Genomic DNA, 17053 nt, shown 5'->3' on the forward strand with positions numbered 1-17053 from the left:
AGTCAGAAAGCGGAAACGTCTTTCCATGTTTTCTCGCGCGATGACGCCATGGCTGCCGCAACGATCCGGTTGACCTCCATCCCGTCGCGGAAGGTTGGCCAGATGGATTTGCCGGTCGCAATTGCTTCCAGGAAATCGCGCGCTTCGATAATGATCTGATCCTGATACCCGGTGCCGTGTCCGGGTCCCTGACAGAATGGCTCATAGTCGGGGTGCGCAGGGCCGGTCAGAATTTTGGTGAAACCACGGGCCGCCTCGTCACCTTCCGCACGGTACAGCCAAAGCGCGTTCTGATCTTCCTGATCAAAACGGATCGCTCCCTTTGTGCCGGTGACCTCATAGGCGTAGCCCATTTTTCTTCCAGTGGAGATGCGGCTGAAATACATCTGTCCCATGGCGCCATTGGCAAAGCGGCACATAAGCTGGCCGTGGTCATCGTTGTCGACGTCCCCGCCCGGTCGCTGTCTGTGCACGGTTTCGACCTCTGCAATTAACCGGTCAATCGGACCAAGCAGGGCGAGTGCGGCGTTGATCATATGAGGTGACAGATCGCCCATTGTGCCGTTGGCGTCACCCGAGGTGCGCCAGCTTGCCGGTGTCTGCGGGTTGGCCAGGAAATCTTCGGTATGCTCCCCCCGGAACCATGTGACATTGCCAATCGCGCCATCTGCGATCAGCTGCCGCGCATATTGGCTGGCTGGCGTCCGGATATAGTTGAACCCGGTCATGTTGGGAACGCCGGATGCCTCCGCTGCGTCGACCATAGCGCGGCTGTCATCAAGTGACGCTCCCAGCGGTTTTTCGCAGAAGACAGGTTTGCCCAGGTCGAATGCCGCCAGAGCAATCTCTCGGTGGGTTTCCTGTGGTGTTGCGATAACGATCGCTTCGACTTTCGGGTCATTGACCAGAATGCGCCAGTCATGGGTTGCACGGGCAAAGCCGAAGGCGGCCCGGTACCGTTCGGCACTTTCGGGGGTGCTGGCACAGATCATCTCCAGCCGCGCGCGCAGGCTGGTGTTGAACACAGCACCCACTGCGGCCATAGCGACGGAGTGCGCCTTGCCCATGTATCCGCCACCCAGAATGCCGATACCAATCTCTGTCACGCCAGCACCTTCATGAAAATCAGTTTGCAACCGGTTGCAAAATTAGTATCGTGGGATTCTGAACAGCGCAAGACGCGAAATGGGCCTGCCCCTCAAATCGCCCGAAGGACGGCACTGAGAATGACCACCAGTAACACCATCACCCTCACCACAGCACAGGCGATCATCCGGTGGCTTGAAAACCAGTATATTGTCATTGATGGCGAGGAAATGCGCGTCTGTGGAGGCGGGTTTGGTATCTTCGGTCATGGCAACGTCACCTGCCTTGGCGAAGCGCTCTATGGCGTGAAAGAAGAACTGCCTCTCTACCGCGGGCAGAATGAGCAGAGCATGGGATTTGCCGCCGCCGGCTATGCAAAGCAGTGGCTGCGGCAGCGGTTTATGTTCTGTACGGCGTCGGCCGGTCCTGGCACGTCCAACCTCGTGACGTCAGCGGCACTGGCCCATGCCAACAGGTTGCCGGTGCTTCTGCTTTGTGGCGACACCTATGCGACGCGTCTGCCCGACCCGGTTCTTCAGCAGATGGAGAACTTCGACGATCCGACCTTTGGGGTGAATGATGCCTTCAAGCCGGTCAGCCGGTACTGGGACCGTATTATGCATCCTGCACAGGTGATCCAGTCTCTGCCGGCGGCTCTTGCCACGATGCTGGATCCCGCCGACTGTGGGCCAGCGTTCATTGGCCTGCCCCAGGACGTGCAGGGATGGACTTATGATTATCCGACGGCGTTCTTTGAAAAACGCGTGCACCGCATCCGCCGTCAGCAGCCGGATGCCGATGAGATTGCGGATGCCGCAGCTCTGCTGAAGACTGCTTCACGGCCGATGATCATCGCCGGAGGCGGCGTGCAGTATTCCCGCGCGGTCGATGAGATGCGCGCATTCGCTGAAGCCCACCAGATTCCGGTTGTTGAAACCATTGCCGGGCGGGCAAATCTTGTTGCCACGCATCCACTCAACATCGGGCCCATCGGGGTGACCGGATCCGACAGCGCCAATGCCATCGCCGAAGAAGCGGATGTGATTCTGGCGGTCGGCACGCGGCTTCAGGACTTCACCACAGGGTCCTGGACCGCTTTCAGCGAGGAGGCGAAATTTGTGTCCCTGAATGCTGCGCGCCATGACGCGGGCAAGCATATGTCGCTGCCTGTTGTCGGAGATGCGCGCGAAGGTATTGCCGCGCTTACAAAGGCGCTGGAGGGGCACAAAGCACCGGCAACCTGGGTGGATGCAGCCAGGGAGCATCGTGCAAAATGGGATGACTATGTGGCCGAGAACGTATCTTTCGGAAACAACCGGCCCAATTCCTATGCTCAGGCGATTGGTGTTGTGAACGCATTGTGTGACAGCAGGGACCGGGTGGTCGCCGCAGCAGGCGGGCTGCCCGCAGAAGTCACGGCCAACTGGCGTACGCTTGATGTGGGGACTGTTGACGTAGAGTTCGGATTCTCCTGCATGGGCTACGAGATTTCGGGGGCCTGGGGTGCCCGTATCGCGCAGGCGCAAAGGGAGCCCGAGCGCGATACGATCGTGTTTGTGGGCGACGGTTCCTACCTGATGATGAACTCTGACATCTATTCGTCCGTTCTGACGCAGAAGAAGCTGATCATTCTGGTGCTGGACAACGGTGGTTTTGCTGTCATCAACAAATTACAGAACAACACCGGCAACGAGAGTTTCAACAACCTGATCGCGGATGCGCCGACAGTGCCCGAAGCCTTTGCCGTGGACTTTGAGGCCCACGCGGCCGCCATGGGTGCACACGCAGAAACGGTAGCGAACCCGGCTGAGCTGGGGGATGCTTTCCAGAGGGCTCAGGCGGCTGACAAAACATCTGTCATTGTCATGAAGGTGGATGCCTATGAAGGCTGGACCACAGAAGGGCATACATGGTGGGAGTGCGGGACGCCGCATACGTCCGGATCGGCAAAAGTACGTGAGGCTCATGCTGAATGGGAAAGCGGCCGCGCCCGGCAGCGGAAAGGCGTATGATGCTGTCTGAGGCTCTGGCAAAACGCAGCTTTGTGGTGGTCGGCCGCGTCGGAATGGACTTCTTTCCTGATCCGCCCGGAACCCGCGTGCGGGACGCGAAAGAGGTGCATGTCGGCATGGGAGGGTCATCGGCCAACATTGCCGCGGGTCTGTGCAAATTCGGCTGCAGTGCCGCGCTTGTAACGTCCGTGTCAGACGATGCTGTGGGCTGGTACTGCGAAGGGCAGCTGGATCACTATGGGGTCGATCGCAGCCACGTTAAACGGATCACAGGTGAATACCGCACATCTCTCGCAGTCTACGAGACGCGTGTTGAGGAGCACCAGTCTGTCATTTACCGCAACAATGCAGCAGATTTTCAGATGACATCAGAAGATGTCGAAGGCGTAGACTACGCATCTTTCGGCGCGCTGATCACCGCCGGGACCGTCTTTGCTGCGGAGCCGTCGCGCTCGGCTGCGTTTCGGGCTTTTGAGCTCGCGCGGGCGGCTGGTCTGCCGATCATCTTTGACGTTGACTACCGGCCATACAGCTGGCCATCGCCGCAGGTGGCCGAAGAGGTGCTGAGCCGTGCAGGCGCGATGGCTGACGTTATCGTCGGCAACGACGAAGAGTTTGGCTTTATGGCCGGCGACATCGGAAAAGGGCTGGAGAAAGCCCGAACGCTGGCCAAAACATCCGCAGAGATTGTGATATACAAAAAAGGCCCGGACGGAGCGGTGACATTTGCAGGTGGTGAGGAAATCAGTACAGGCATCTATCCGGTCGAGGCGGTGAAACCCACAGGCGCCGGCGACAGCTTTATGGCGGGTTTTCTGGCGTCAATGTCAGAAGGCCGGACTGTAAAAGAGGCTGTGCTGCGCGGTTCCGCCTGTGCGTCCATCGTTGTGGCCCGACCGGGCTGTGCGCCCGCTATGCCCTACCCGGACGAACTCGAAGAATTCCTGAAATCGCATCCCGGCCCGACAGAGCCCTGAGGAGGAGAGACCCATGCATATCGCCCCACATGACAACCAGAACAAACCTATCGTGGACGCCGAAGATCCAACGGTTCCGCTGAACTATTTCAACATTGTCAAGCTGACCAGGGGCCAGAGCTTTGAATATCAGGTGCCGGGATACGAGACATGCATCGTCCCTGCGACCGGCACTGTTGATGTCGAAGTGGAAGGTGTGAGTTTCACCGCATTGGGCAATCGTGGCGAGGATGTGTGGGACGGAGAACCTGAGGGTGTTTATGCACCTGTCGGTGCAAAGGTCCGGATGACGTGCGTATCGGACGATACTGAAACGTTCATTGCGGGTGCGAAATATGACAAGGTTCTGGAGCCCTTCGACGTGCGCGTGGCCGAACTGGACAAGGTGCAGTACGGATCAGACGACACAAAGACCCATCGCAAAATCAAACATATCCTGGGCCAGAAGCAGCACGACAAGGTGGGTCGCCTGCTGGTTTCCGAGCTGTTCACGGTCGGGCAGGGCGGATGGTCGGGTTTCCCTGCGCACAAGCATGACACAGATAATCTGCCGCATGAGACGCGACACGATGAAACCTATAATTTCCGGTTCCGCCCAAAGCATGGATCCGGTGTTCAGATCCTTCAGCGGGAGGAAGGTAAGCCGGGCGACGCATATCAGCTTATGGATGGCTCCACGATCTGCATCGACAAAGGCTATCATCCCTGTGCGGTGATGCCGGGATATGAGATGTACTACTTCACCATTCTGGGTGGCCTGTCACAGCGCAGCCTGGTTCAGTTCTTCCAGCCTACACATGCCTACCAGGTTGAAACCATTCCGGGCATCAAGGACATGGTGGCCAAGTTCAAATGACACTTGCGACGCTTGCAGACGTCCTGCAGCCGGCGTTGCGGGACGGCCACGCGGTGGCGGGGCTGGTCACGCTTGGCTGGGAGGATATGCGCGCCTATGTGGCGGCCGCCGAGGCCGAAGGGGTGCCTGTGATCCTGCAGGCCGGACCATCGTGCCGGGCGCATACACCGCTTCCCGTTCTAGGGGCGATGTTCCGGTACCTGGCCGCGCGGGCCACCGTTCCGGTCGTCGCGCATCTGGATCATGGTTACACCTTTGATGAATGCCGGGAAGCTCTGGACAGTGGGTTCACATCGTTGATGTTCGACGGCTCACGCCTGCCGCTGGCAGAAAACATCGCACAGACAAAAGCGATTGCGGATATGGCCCACGACGCCGGTATTTCCTGCGAGGGCGAGATTGGTTTTGTCGGCTACTCAGGTGGTGAGGAGTCCGCTGGTACAGACCCGGAGGAGGCGCGTCAGTTCGCCGAGGAAACCGGAGTGGACGCGATGGCCGTCTCTGTAGGGAATGTTCACCTTCAGGAAAACAAGGAAGGCGGGCTGGACCTGGACCGCATCCGAGCCATCGAAGACCGGACCAGCGTGCCGCTCGTTATTCATGGCGGTTCAGGTGTGCCTGTCGAGCAGCGTCGCCTGCTGTCCCGAGGCTCGTCGATCTGCAAATTTAACATCGGCACCGAACTGCGTATGGCATTCGGCGACGCGCTGCGCGCTGCTGTGAACAGCGATCCGGCGCGTTTTGACCGGGTCACGATCCTGAAGGACATGCATGCGCCGCTGGTCGACGCGACGCGGCGTGTGCTGCACGGTTTTAAAGGAGAGACGCAGTGCTGAAAATCGGATTGCTGGGATGCGGGCGGATCGGCCAGGTCCACGGGCGCACCATTTCCCGACTGGATAACGCCCGGGTCACGGCGGTTTCCGACGCGCTTCCCGAGGCAGCTGGTTCAGTTGCCGCGCTGTCAGGTGCGGCCGTGATGGAAAGCGACGCGCTGATCAACAGTCCTGATGTTGAGGCAGTGGTCATCGGGACACCGACGGATACCCATTATGATCTGATCCATGCTGCAGCGGGCGCAGGCAAAGCCATCCTTTGCGAAAAGCCCGTGGATATGTCCGCCGACAGAATCCGCGACTGCATCCGCGTTGTCGAAACAGCCGGCGTGCCGTTTATGACCGCATTCAACCGCCGGTTTGATCCGGGTTTTGCCGATCTGCAGGCCCGGCTGGCGCAGGGCGAAATCGGTGAACCGGAACTGGTGACGATCCTGTCCCGTGATCCCGCGCCGCCGCCCATCGGCTACATCAAAAGCTCCGGCGGGATTTTCAGGGATATGATGATCCATGATTTTGACATGGCGCGTTTTCTGCTGGGTGAAGAGCCCGTTTCCGTATTTGCCGTTGGCAGTGCGCTGGTTGATCCAGAAATCGGTGCTGCAGGCGATGTGGATACAGCGGCCGTTACTCTGACAACCGCCGCGGGCAGGATCTGTCAGATCAGCAACTCGCGGCGCGCTGTTTATGGATATGACCAGCGGATCGAAGTGCATGGTTCGCATGGGATGCTGCGTGCGGCCAATATCCGCGAGAACAACGTTGAGGTCGCAACCGGAGCTGGTTTCAGATCCGCGCCGACGAAGCATTTTTTCCTTGAGAGATATGAAGCTGCATATGCGGCCGAAATGGTTGCGTTCATTGATGCTGTGGCGTCGGGTTCAGCGGTGTCGCCCGGTATCCACGACGGGCTGCGCGCGCAGGTTCTGGCCGATGCCGCCACGCGGTCATGGGAGGAAGGTGTTCCTGTTTCCCTGACCTGAGCGTCCTGTTCCCTGGGCGGAGATATGGGCCGGCCGTGAAGTCTGATCGCTGCAGAGCGGGTGTGTTCAGATATTGTGCGCGGCTGTCTCGCGCGCCGAATTGCGCCGTGTAATGCGCAGACGTCTGACAAACGCCAGTACAAAAGCGGCTGTCAGTATCAGAATGATTGTCGGTGCCGGTGCGCTGTCGATAAAGAAGCTGAGATAGGTGCCCAGAAACATCGCACCTGTGCACACAGCGACTGCGACACAAAGCATAGCACCGAAACTGCGCACAATCAGGAATGCAACAGCACCCGGGGCAATGAGCAGCCCGATGGCCAGAATAAGGCCCGTTGCTGAAAGGGTCGCAACAACCGTCAGCGACAGGGCCGCGAGCAGGCCATAGTGGAGTACCTGTACCGGAAGCCCCGACGCCTGCGCCTGTGCCGGGTCAAAACTGTGCAGCAGCAGATCTTTCCATTTCAGGATCAGCAGCCCGGTCACGACAGCTGAAATAATCGCCGACGTCAGGATTTCGTGATTCTCAACACCCAGCATATTGCCAAACAGGATGTGATCGAGGTGAGCATTGGTTTCGATGGCGACGTAAAGCACGATGCCCGCACCAAACATGCCAGAAAAAACCACACCCATGACGGTATCCTGCTTAACGCGGCTGTTGTTGGCCAGATAACCGCTGGCCACTGCGCAGACCATGCCGGCCGCGAAGGCTCCGAGAAGCAGGGGCAGGCCGAAAATATATGCAAGAACAATTCCGGGCAGGACAGCGTGGCTGACGGCGTCTCCCATAAGCGCCCAGCCTTTCAGGACCAGAAAACACGAAAGAAGGGCCGCAGGAACAGACACAATTGCCGCGATGATGAATGCCTTCTGCATAAAAGCAAAAGCGAAAGGCTGCATCAGAACATCAGTCATACGCGCCCCGCATCTTTCGTTCTTCCTGCTCCTGTGTGCACGATCCTGGCGCGCCGCCGGCTGGCCAGCAGCCCGTGGGTCGGCGCGAGCAGGAAAGCCAGCAGGAAAATCAGGGTCTGCAGGGTGACGATAACGCCACCGGTTGCGCCGTCGAGAAAGTAACTGATGTAAGCGCCCGAAAAGGCGGTGCCGGCACCGATGGCAACGGATGTGGCTATGAGGCGTGGAAAACGGTCGCACAGCAGATAGGCTGTGGCACCGGGTGTCACGACCATGGCGATCACCAGAAACGCGCCGACTGTCTGCATGGCCGCGACCACACTGGCGGACAGCAACGTGAAAAAGACGGCTTTTAGCAGCCCGGGGTTCAGCCCGATTGTCCGGGCATGGTTTTCATCAAAGAAGGTGACCATCAGGTCCTTCCACTTTGCCAGAAGCACTGCCAGTGAAACGAAGCCAATCAGCGCAAGCTGCAGTGTGTCCTCTGGCGTGATGGCCAGAATATTACCCATGGTAATCGTCTGAACGGACACGGACATCGGGCTGAGCGAGACAATGAACAGGCCCAACCCGAAAAATGATGTGAAAATCAGGCCGATGATCACGTCAGGCTTGAGGCCGGATCTTTCAGACAGAAAGAGCATGGAACCAGCCGCAAGGCCGCCCGTGATAAAGGCCCCCAGCGCAAAGGGCAGGCCCAGAATATAGGCACCCGCAACGCCCGGAACGACCGAGTGCGCAAGCGCATCGCCGATCAGTGACCATCCTTTGAGCATGAGATAGGCGGAGAGGAACGCGCAGACGCCGCCCACCAGTGCCGAGACCCACATCGCATTGGTCATGTAGCTGTAGGAAAACGGCTCCAGCAGAACTTCCATCACTTGCGGTCCTCGGTACGCTGGGTCTTTTCTCCGTATTGTACGAACGGGCGTTCATCATCCGTCAGAATGGTCACTTCACGACCGTCTTCGTCGTCGTGCAGCGTGTTGCCTCCCAGTGTGAAGTGACGCAGCACGCCGCCGAAGGCCTGTTCCAGGTTTTCACGGGTGAAGGTCGTGTCGGTTGGACCATGGCCCAGCACCGTGCCTTTGACCAGAATGGTCCGGTCGCAGAATTCGGGCACGGAGCCCAGGTTATGGGTCGAGACAAGCATGACCCGGCCCTCGTCCCGCAGTTCCCGCAGCAGCGAGATGATCTGTTCTTCTGTCTTCACATCAACGCCTGTGAAAGGTTCATCAAGCAGAATGACCTGACCGTCCTGCGCGAGGGAACGGGCCAGGAAAACGCGCTTGCGCTGACCGCCGGACAATTCACCGATCTGCCGATGGCGGAAATCCTGCATGCTGACTCGGCGAAGTGCCTCATCTACAGCGGCATGATCGGCCGGACCCGGGCGCCGCAGGAAGCCCATATGGCCATAACGGCCCATCATGACGACATCTTCGACCAGCACCGGGAAGGCCCAGTCCACATCCTCGGACTGCGGCACATAGGCCACCAGATTTTTGCGCAGCGCGTCGCGTACGTTCATGCCCAGGATTTCGATATGTCCGCTGGCAGCGGGGACAAACCCCATTACCGCCTTGAAAAGCGTCGACTTGCCTGCTCCGTTCACCCCGACAAGTGCGGTGACCGATCCGCGGGGTATTTCGAAACTGGCGTCCCAGAGCGCCGTGTGGCCGTTCCGGTACGTAACGGTAACATTATGTGCGCAAAGCCCCGGGGCTTCCGGAGCCGTTTGCTGTGTTTCGGCAGCGCTGGTCTCAACCGGTTGCATAACTCACTTCCCGGGCTTTCGCCCCTGGTCCTTCCACGTATCAAACCCGCAGTGCGATAACTGCGGGTCTGTACGTTCTGTTTCATGTCGCGACGTTCAGTTCGTCGCGGCGGTCAGTCCTTCAGCTACCGTGCGCGAGGTGACAGTCAGAAGGTCAAGATAGGTCGGCACCGGGCCGTCAGCACCGCTGAGGCTGTCCACGTAAAGCACACCGCCGTAGGCGACCCCGGTTTCCCGCGCAACCTGTTCGGCTGGCGCAGTATTCACGGTGCTTTCGCAGAACACTACGGGAATGTCATTGTTGCGGACACCGTCGATGACCGAGCGGACCTGCTGGGGGGTGCCGACGCGGTCAGCGTTCATCGGCCACAGATAAAGCTCCTGCATGCCGAAATCCCGCGCCAGATAACTGAAAGCGCCTTCACAGGTCACCAGCCAGCGCCTATTGGCCGGGATTTCCGAGATGGCTGCACGCAGGGGTTCAATGGTGGCGCGCAGCTGTTCTTTGTAAGCTTCCGCATTCCGGGCGTAGATATCCGCATTTTCCGGATCGTGTTCGCTGAATGCCGTGACGATGTTGTCTATGTAGATCAGAGCGTTGTCGAGGCCCATCCAGGCATGTGGGTTCGGTTTGCCTTCATAGCTGCCTGATGCGATGGGGATCGGTGCAATACCTTCAGTCAGCGTGGCAGAGGGGACGTCTGACAGATTGGACAGGAACTGTTCAAACCAAAGCTCCAGGTTCATCCCGTTCCACAGGATCAGATCGGCGTCCGACGCCCGCACAATGTCGCGCGGGGTTGGCTCATAGCCGTGGATTTCCGCGCCCGGCTTGGTTACCGACACCACATCCGCTGCATCGCCCGCAACGTTCGACGCCATATCCGCAAGCACGGTGAATGTTGTAACAACCTTCATCCGGTCTTCTGCAAAAGCGCCTGTTGCCAATGCCCCTGTCAGAAACGTTGCAGCGCCCAGTCCCAAAATATGTTTCAGCATCCTGTCCTCCTTTGACGGAGATATAGTACATCTTTCTGTAAATGCAAATCACTCGCAACTAGATGCGGGAATTTCTTTTCCGTTCCCCTGCGGGCAGAACGCCGGATGCAGCAATTCGCTGCCGTCGGGGCCGCATTTCCGGTGCGTGAAAGCGAAGGTCAGAGTTTGCCGCACTTGTCCCGTGGTAACAGGTGAAACAGCCGGATGTAGGTGCTACAGTCATCACCGGTCACCATGCCGTCAAGCCACTGGCGGGACCCGTCCAGGGTTCCGACCCAGCCCAGCATAATGTTGTCCCGGCGCACTTTGCCCTTGCCGCCAAGGTCGGCGATTACCTGGTTGACCACTACGGGCTCAAGCATCAGCAGTTTGGTCAGGATCAGCGTGTTATACACTGCAGGTACATCCTCGACCCTGAAATGCTCAGATGGGTTTTTGTAGGCGGTGTCCCTGATCCCCAGATACTCGGTATTGAACCTTTTCAGCGTGACCTTTTCGCCGAGTTTTCCGGACTGCATTGCAGTGTCGAAATAACGGTCCGGCCGGGTCAGGTATCCTTTCAGTTCGTCCTTGGTCATGCCGGTTGCGCTCATCAGGATTGTGTTCAGCAGATTTTCCTTAAGCCGCCGGATGGGCGCCAGCAGAAAGTCTGGCGTTACGGCATCGATCAGTTTGCCGATCGCGCGGGCGCTCAGGCCTACGAAATCCGGCGCACCAGCCATAGAGAGCAGATGCAGCTGTACGTATTCGGTGAGAATCCGGTCGGCCTCGTCTGTATCCGCTTTGCGCTGAGGGTTGAAAAACAGCGCCAGCGCAACACGGTGACTGACGCCGGGCCAGGCTTTCAGTCCGCTGTCGATATCCCGGACCCAGTGTTCCTTGTAGGTGGTCGGGAGCCCGTGAATGGTTACATGCGTGGTGAGCTGCCCGCCGAGGAATGTTTTTGAGCAGGAAAAGTCGAGCCAGTCACAGTCATCAATCGCCTTTTTCAGCTTTTTCTTCCGTTTGTAGTACCACTTGATGTCTTTATCGAGCTCGTGCTGCATGGTCGAAAAAATCCGGGGCACCGACAGACGTGCGGCGGGGCTTTTGGCCGGCAGCAGCTTTTTGTCCAGAGCGGTGCCGGGTCTCGCATCCACCATCGTTTTGTAGATTTTGGTCTCAAGGCCGCGGATTGATGTTCTGAAGACGGAGGCATCAAACTGATCCGATGGAAACCGCTTGTCGATGTAGCCTTCAAGCACGACGTGCCGGATCGCATTGTCCGCGGGGTTAAACGTGAACGGGGCACCCGAGAAATGATTTACAAAGCTGTGGCCGTAAACATCTCCGGCAACATGTGTGATGAACCCAAGACGAAACGCACGTTCGTTCGCGTTGCCGTCAAAGGAATTCCAGATGTGATCAATCCATTGCGATGATCCGCGCCGGACCAGTGACAACGTCTGTTCGGGGTGGATGTATTGCTGGCCGGTCGCCATGTCCGGATAGGCATCAGGGCCGAGCACGCCTGCGCGAAAGTGCCGGCGCCCCTTGTCCAGTGCCTCAAGCGTCTGCGCGGACACAGGGTAGCGCCGGACGGTGCCGGTCTGGAGGTCCGGAATGTCGATATGGCCGTCGTCCAGGGCATCAAGCGCAGCCATTTCGGCGATGAAGACGTGCGTTGTGGGTTTCCACGCAACGGCTGGCGAGGCAATTGCCAGGGCCGCGATACTGGCAATTATTTTTGACAGCCGGGATTTTCTGAAGAACGGTGAAATCAGTTTGCAGGACCGGGGCAACGTGGCCTCCTTCAGTAATTCGCGTCAGCTGTCTTCAGATTGATACCAGCACTGTTGATTTTGAACACATATTTTCAGCATACGGCCGCGTGTCGGGCGTGTGGGGTGACTGAAGCGCATCGCAGCAGTCAGCGGGCCAGGATTGCCTGCTTGTGCGGCATTCCATTTCGGGATGCCTGATCGTGGCGACTATAAACTTGACCGGATGGTAAAAGGACAGTCAAGTGACCGGATAACAAACGTCACAGGGGAGGTCTGCATGAAGACCACAGGATTTATTGGCAGGCGCCTGATGCTTGCCGGCGTTGCTGCTTTTGGCATGGCACTGTCTGCGGGTGCTGCGGCTGCCGAAGCCACAAAAGTCGCCGCAATTTACACGCTGCCTGTCGAGCAGCAGTGGATCAGCCGTATCCATAAGGCGCTCAACGCGGCCGCGGACCGCGGCGATATCGAGTATGTTTTCTCGGAGAACGTGGCCAACACAGACTATGAGCGCGTCATGCGCGAATATGCTGAACAGGGCATGGAACTGGTGGTCGGTGAAGTCTTTGCCCTGGAACGGGCTGCGCGCAAGGTTGCCGCTGACTACCCGGACACGGCCTTCCTGATGGGCTCGTCTTTTGGTCCGTCCGCGCCCAACTTCGCAGTGTTTGACAACTGGATCCACGAACCCTCCTACCTGACCGGTATGGTTGCGGGTGCTGCGACGGAATCCAACGTAATCGGCATGGTTGGCGGTTATGCCATCCCGGAGGTGAACCGTCTGATGCATGCCTTCATGGACGGGGCACGTGAAGTGAACCCGGACGTGAAGTTCATCGTAAACTTCATCGACAGCTGGTACGATCCGCCCAAGGCCAAGGAAAGCGCTTTCGCTATGATGGATGCGGGTGCTGACGTTATGTATGCGGAGCGTTTCGGCGTGTCTGATGCGGCGGTGGAGCGCGGCGTCAAAGCCATCGGCAATGTGATTGATACGTCTGGCGACTATCCGGGCACGATCATGGCGTCAGCGCTGTGGCACATGGAGGCGACCATTGACCGCGCCGTAGCCAGTGTGAAGGGCGGTACGTTCGAGGCTGCGGATTACGGCCAGTACAGCTTCATGGCTTATGGCGGTGGCTCGCTGGTGCTGGATGAAAGCCTTGTGGATGCTGACACCGTGGCTGCGGTGAAGGAACGTGAAGAGGAAATCCTCGGCGGTCTTTTCCGGGTGAATGTCAACGACGCACGTCCGGTATCCGATAACTGATAAAGGAATGGCCGGCCCCGGTGGCCGGCCGTTTTACCAATGACCCAGCAGAAAATACTGTCACTGGACGGGCTGACCAAAAGGTTTGGCACCGTGCTCGCCAATGATGCGGTGGACCTGCACCTCCACCGTGGCGAGGTTCTGGCGCTGCTGGGTGAAAACGGTGCGGGCAAGACAACCCTGATGAACATGCTTTTCGGCCACTACATGCCCGACGCGGGCAGTGTGTCGGTGGCTGATACGTCCGGTGCGATGGTGCCACTGACGCCCGGGCACCCTCAGGCAGCACTGGATGCCGGGATTGGCATGGTGCACCAGCATTTCACACTGGCGGAAAACCTCACTGCGCTGGACAATATCCTCCTTGGCGCCGAGCCGCTTTTTTCCCTGCGCCGGGACCGGTCAGCTGCGCGGGCAAAAGTCAAAGACATCATGGCCCGCAGCGGCCTGACGGCGCCGCTGGATGTGCGCGTTGGTCGCCTGAGTGTCGGGGAGCGTCAGCGCGTTGAGATCCTGAAGGCACTCTACCGGGATGCACGCATTCTCGTGCTTGATGAGCCGACCGCGGTGCTGACACCCCAGGAAGCGGACACCCTTTTCGCCAATATCCGCAGCATGACGTCGAGTGGTCTTTCAGTGATTTTCATTTCGCACAAGCTGCGGGAAGTCCTTGCATTCTCAGACCGGATCGCAGTCCTGCGTCACGGTGCCAAGGTGAGCGAAATGGCAACCGCAGAAGCGGACCAGCGCAGCATTGCCCGCATGATGGTCGGCGCGGATACACCTGTGGCGCAGCGAAGTGATGCGGAACCCGGCGCGCCCGTCCTTGTGCTGGATGATGTGTCGGTGCGCGGGCGCTCGGATCGCGACAGCCTGAACAACGTCACCCTCGCGGCACGGGCACACGAAATTCTGGGTATTGCGGGCGTCTCCGGCAATGGCCAGTCGGCGCTTGCGTCTCTGATCTCGGGCCTGACGCCTCCGGATGGAGGGCAGGTGTCGTTGTCCGGTCAGACACTGTCGGGGATTACACCGGCCGGCATGATCCGTGCGGGTGTCGGGTCGATCCCCGAGGACCGGCATCATGATGGAATCGTGGGGGCCATGAGCGTTGCTGAAAATCTGGTGATCGAACGCCTCGGCGATCCGGATGTACAGTCGCGGGGGCTGTTGAAACGCGATGCCATAGCACAGCATGCAGCCGGCCTGACACAAAGCTACGACGTTCGCGGGCCCGGCCCGGATGCCGCTGCGCGCCTGCTGTCCGGTGGCAATATCCAGAAACTGATCCTGGCGCGTGTTCTTGAAAGGCAGCCGAAGCTCATTCTGGCAAATCAGCCGACGCGCGGGCTCGATATGGGTGCCGCGGCAGAAGTCGCGCGCCGCCTGCTTGAGGCCAGAACGCGAGGGGCGGCGGTGGTGCTGATCTCGGAAGATCTGGACGAGATCCTGGGCCTTGCAGACCGGATACTGGTGATCCATGACGGACAGCTGCATCCGGCACAGACGCGCGACCGCGAAGCAATAGGTCTGATGATGGCGGGAGAAGCGGCATGATGCGGGTAGAACCGAGGAACGCGCCCTCGCGCCTGCTGACCGTGGGCGTGCCGGTGCTTTCAGCCATTGTTGCGCTGGGGCTGGCCGCCATTCCGCTGGCTTTTGCAGGGGCTGGAATCGCCGAAGCCTACCGCGAGATGTTCCGTGGTGTTTTCGGTTCAGTTTTTGCCTTCTCGGAGATGCTGACCCGGGCGACGCCTCTGATCTTCACGGGTCTCGCTGCAGCTCTCGCGTTCCGTGCAAAGCTCTGGAACATCGGGGCCGAGGGGCAGCTTTATCTGGGGGCGATGGCCGCTGTGGCTGTCGGCGCAGGCCTGACAGACGCCCCCGGTATAGTGCTGATCCCGCTGATCATTCTGCTGGGTGCCGCAGCAGGGTCCGCTGGAATGATGCTGCCTACATTGCTCAAGTCACGGTTCGGGGCCGATGAGGTCGTCACTACCCTGCTTCTGAACTTTGTCATTCTGATCTTTCTGCAGATGATGCTGGAGGGGCCGCTAAAGGATCCGATGGGTCTGGGCTGGCCCCAGAGCCCGCCGATCCCGGATCAGGGTATGCTGCCTGCGCTGATGGACCGGATGCGCGTGCATTCCGGGCTTTTGATTGCCCTCTTTGCAGCGGCGGTGGCGCAGTTCATGCTGATGCGCTCGGTCTGGGGGTTCAGGCTGCGCGCAGTGGGGGAAAACCCGGCAGCCGCACGTCACGCCGGGATCGGCGTGAACAGGTCTCTTTTCGGTGTGGCGATTATCTCGGGCGGGCTGGCAGGGCTTGCGGGGGTCAGTGAAGTGGCGGGCCTCAAGGGATACCTGACAGCGGACCTGTCGCCCGGATTCGGGTACACCGGGATTGTCGTGGCCATGCTTGCAGGGCTGTCTCCGGCCGGTGTTGTGATCTCCTCACTCTTTATCGCATCCGTGTTCGTCGGAGCAGATTCAATGAGCCGTGCAATGGGGGTGTCCTCTTACCTTGCCGACCTTGTTGTTTCGGTTTCGCTGCTCTGTGTGCTCATTGGCGGATTTTTTGCGCGCTACCGTATCATCCGGGTCCGCGAGCGGAGGGCGGGCGCATGATGGACATCCTGAATATTCTGATGAGCGAGAGCTTCTGGGCTGCGTCGCTGCGGATTGCAACGCCGCTCATATTTGGTGTGCTTGGCGCTTTGCTCTGCGAGAAATCGGGCGTTCTGAACCTGGGTATCGAGGGCATCTTTGTCGCTGGCGCAATGGCAGGCTGGATGGCCGTCTGGCTGGGCGCAGGGCTTTGGGGCGGCGTTCTGGTCGCGGCCGTCGCAGGTGCATTTTTCGGCCTGATACATGCGATCCTGACAGTGCCTCTGGGGCTTTCGCAGCATGTCTCAGGTCTCGGCGTCACTCTGTTTGCCACGTCTGTTAGTTATTTCACCTACCGTACTGCTCTGCCGGACGTGTCGTCCCCGCCGCGCATTGAACCGTTCCGTGCGCTGGACATTCCTGTTTTGTCGGACCTGCCTTTCGTGGGGCCGGTGCTGTTTCAGCAGACCGCGCTGACCTGGCTTGCGCTGCTGCTTGTTGTGGTCGTCTGGTACACGCTGAACCGTACCGCGCTGGGCATTGCGATCCAGGCGGTCGGGGACAATCCGGACAGTGTGGATGCGCAGGGTCTGTCTGTTTATGGACTGAGGATCGGCGCGGTGGTCGCCGGCTCAGCGCTGATGGCGCTTGGCGGTGCCTTCCTGACCATGTCTGCGTTTGACGCGTTCTTTTTCGGAATGGTCAACGGCCGGGGCTGGGTCTGCATCGCCCTTGTGATTTTCGCGAGCTGGCGACCTGGAAAAGCGCTGCTGGGCGCGCTGCTTTTTGGGGCATTCGATGCATTGCAGGTACGGCTGCAGACAGAGGTTGGCGCCCTGGTGCCCGGCCAGGTGTTCCTGATGGTACCTTACATCTTGTCAATAGCGGCGCTTGTGATTGCTGCCCGGAGCGCGGACTATCCGCGTGCATTGCTTACGCCCTGGTTCAAAGGACAGAGATAGAGGCCCGG

General features: G+C 59.2%; 15 protein-coding genes. 9 read left to right on the plus strand and 6 right to left on the minus strand.

Going from position 1 to position 17053, the window contains the following annotated elements; all coding sequences use genetic code 11:
* Window positions 1–2: 2 nt before the first annotated feature.
* Complete coding sequence (locus tag ACZ1HA_RS20035) at window positions 3–1106, minus strand: Gfo/Idh/MocA family protein (protein ID WP_472715153.1); 1104 nt, start codon at window positions 1104–1106, stop codon at window positions 3–5.
* 120 nt (window positions 1107–1226) lie between these two features.
* Between ACZ1HA_RS20035 and iolD the strand changes: the two genes are divergently transcribed.
* From iolD to iolG, 5 genes are read left to right on the plus strand one after another with little or no spacing between them, the layout of a single operon-like run.
* The gene (gene iolD, locus ACZ1HA_RS20040; protein ID WP_472715154.1) at window positions 1227–3098 is read left to right on the plus strand and encodes a 3D-(3,5/4)-trihydroxycyclohexane-1,2-dione acylhydrolase (decyclizing); all 1872 of its coding nucleotides are present in this window, start codon (window positions 1227–1229) and stop codon (window positions 3096–3098) included.
* On the plus strand, window positions 3095–4075 hold the full coding sequence (gene iolC / locus ACZ1HA_RS20045) for a 5-dehydro-2-deoxygluconokinase (protein ID WP_375228953.1): 981 nt from the start codon (window positions 3095–3097) through the stop codon (window positions 4073–4075). The genes iolD and iolC overlap by 4 nt, the downstream gene beginning before the upstream one ends.
* A gap of 13 nt (window positions 4076–4088) precedes the next feature.
* A complete protein-coding gene (locus ACZ1HA_RS20050) occupies window positions 4089–4931 on the plus strand; it encodes a 5-deoxy-glucuronate isomerase (protein ID WP_472715155.1) in 843 nt (280 codons plus the stop codon).
* Entirely contained in the window at window positions 4928–5767 is an 840-nt protein-coding gene (locus ACZ1HA_RS20055) for a class II fructose-bisphosphate aldolase (protein WP_472715156.1), read from the plus strand. The genes ACZ1HA_RS20050 and ACZ1HA_RS20055 overlap by 4 nt, the downstream gene beginning before the upstream one ends.
* The gene (gene iolG / locus ACZ1HA_RS20060; RefSeq protein ID WP_472715157.1) at window positions 5761–6750 is read left to right on the plus strand and encodes an inositol 2-dehydrogenase; all 990 of its coding nucleotides are present in this window, start codon (window positions 5761–5763) and stop codon (window positions 6748–6750) included. Before ACZ1HA_RS20055 ends, iolG begins: the two co-directional genes overlap by 7 nt.
* A 66-nt stretch (window positions 6751–6816) precedes the next feature.
* On the opposite strand, the gene ACZ1HA_RS20065 is transcribed toward iolG, so the two are convergent.
* From ACZ1HA_RS20065 to ACZ1HA_RS20085, 5 genes are all read right to left on the minus strand, one after another.
* A complete protein-coding gene (locus ACZ1HA_RS20065; protein ID WP_472715158.1) occupies window positions 6817–7668 on the minus strand; it encodes a metal ABC transporter permease in 852 nt (283 codons plus the stop codon).
* A complete protein-coding gene (locus ACZ1HA_RS20070; protein WP_472715159.1) occupies window positions 7665–8546 on the minus strand; it encodes a metal ABC transporter permease in 882 nt (293 codons plus the stop codon). Before ACZ1HA_RS20070 ends, ACZ1HA_RS20065 begins: the two co-directional genes overlap by 4 nt.
* Window positions 8546–9445, minus strand: coding sequence for a manganese/iron ABC transporter ATP-binding protein (locus ACZ1HA_RS20075; protein WP_375228947.1), 900 nt, complete (start codon window positions 9443–9445; stop codon window positions 8546–8548). The genes ACZ1HA_RS20070 and ACZ1HA_RS20075 overlap by 1 nt, the downstream gene beginning before the upstream one ends.
* A 96-nt stretch (window positions 9446–9541) precedes the next feature.
* Window positions 9542–10444: a metal ABC transporter substrate-binding protein gene (locus tag ACZ1HA_RS20080; RefSeq protein ID WP_375228946.1), complete on the minus strand. Its 903-nt coding sequence runs from the start codon at window positions 10442–10444 to the stop codon at window positions 9542–9544.
* Between the two features lie 158 nt (window positions 10445–10602).
* A complete protein-coding gene (locus ACZ1HA_RS20085) occupies window positions 10603–12225 on the minus strand; it encodes a zinc dependent phospholipase C family protein (protein WP_472715160.1) in 1623 nt (540 codons plus the stop codon).
* 259 nt (window positions 12226–12484) lie between these two features.
* On the opposite strand from ACZ1HA_RS20085, the gene ACZ1HA_RS20090 reads away from it, so the two are divergent.
* The 4 genes from ACZ1HA_RS20090 to ACZ1HA_RS20105 are packed head-to-tail and all read left to right on the plus strand — an operon-like array spanning window position 12485 to window position 17045.
* Window positions 12485–13477 (plus strand): BMP family protein, encoded by a 993-nt coding sequence (locus ACZ1HA_RS20090; RefSeq protein WP_472715161.1) that lies wholly within the window; start codon window positions 12485–12487, stop codon window positions 13475–13477.
* A gap of 39 nt (window positions 13478–13516) precedes the next feature.
* Complete coding sequence (locus ACZ1HA_RS20095; protein WP_472715162.1) at window positions 13517–15034, plus strand: ABC transporter ATP-binding protein; 1518 nt, start codon at window positions 13517–13519, stop codon at window positions 15032–15034.
* Window positions 15034–16104: an ABC transporter permease gene (locus tag ACZ1HA_RS20100; RefSeq protein ID WP_472715360.1), complete on the plus strand. Its 1071-nt coding sequence runs from the start codon at window positions 15034–15036 to the stop codon at window positions 16102–16104. The genes ACZ1HA_RS20095 and ACZ1HA_RS20100 overlap by 1 nt, the downstream gene beginning before the upstream one ends.
* Window positions 16104–17045, plus strand: a complete 942-nt coding sequence (locus ACZ1HA_RS20105) for an ABC transporter permease (protein ID WP_375230900.1) — start codon at window positions 16104–16106, stop codon at window positions 17043–17045. Before ACZ1HA_RS20100 ends, ACZ1HA_RS20105 begins: the two co-directional genes overlap by 1 nt.
* Window positions 17046–17053: the final 8 nt, after the last annotated feature.

This window comes from Roseobacter sp. S87, from assembly GCF_055693285.1.

What these genes read in the sequence shown, in the direction of transcription:
- ACZ1HA_RS20080 (WP_375228946.1), bottom strand. Translation starts at nt 10,444, where the DNA reads ATGCTGAAACATATTTTGGGACTGGGCGCTGCAACGTTTCTGACAGGG.
- ACZ1HA_RS20095 (WP_472715162.1), top strand. Translation starts at nt 13,517, where the DNA reads ATGACCCAGCAGAAAATACTGTCACTGGACGGGCTGACCAAAAGGTTT.
- ACZ1HA_RS20055 (WP_472715156.1), top strand. Translation starts at nt 4,928, where the DNA reads ATGACACTTGCGACGCTTGCAGACGTCCTGCAGCCGGCGTTGCGGGAC.
- ACZ1HA_RS20050 (WP_472715155.1), top strand. Translation starts at nt 4,089, where the DNA reads ATGCATATCGCCCCACATGACAACCAGAACAAACCTATCGTGGACGCC.
- ACZ1HA_RS20105 (WP_375230900.1), top strand. Translation starts at nt 16,104, where the DNA reads ATGGACATCCTGAATATTCTGATGAGCGAGAGCTTCTGGGCTGCGTCG.
- iolC (WP_375228953.1), top strand. Translation starts at nt 3,095, where the DNA reads ATGATGCTGTCTGAGGCTCTGGCAAAACGCAGCTTTGTGGTGGTCGGC.
- ACZ1HA_RS20100 (WP_472715360.1), top strand. Translation starts at nt 15,034, where the DNA reads ATGCGGGTAGAACCGAGGAACGCGCCCTCGCGCCTGCTGACCGTGGGC.
- ACZ1HA_RS20090 (WP_472715161.1), top strand. Translation starts at nt 12,485, where the DNA reads ATGAAGACCACAGGATTTATTGGCAGGCGCCTGATGCTTGCCGGCGTT.
- ACZ1HA_RS20065 (WP_472715158.1), bottom strand. Translation starts at nt 7,668, where the DNA reads ATGACTGATGTTCTGATGCAGCCTTTCGCTTTTGCTTTTATGCAGAAG.
- ACZ1HA_RS20070 (WP_472715159.1), bottom strand. Translation starts at nt 8,546, where the DNA reads ATGGAAGTTCTGCTGGAGCCGTTTTCCTACAGCTACATGACCAATGCG.
- ACZ1HA_RS20075 (WP_375228947.1), bottom strand. Translation starts at nt 9,445, where the DNA reads ATGCAACCGGTTGAGACCAGCGCTGCCGAAACACAGCAAACGGCTCCG.
- iolD (WP_472715154.1), top strand. Translation starts at nt 1,227, where the DNA reads ATGACCACCAGTAACACCATCACCCTCACCACAGCACAGGCGATCATC.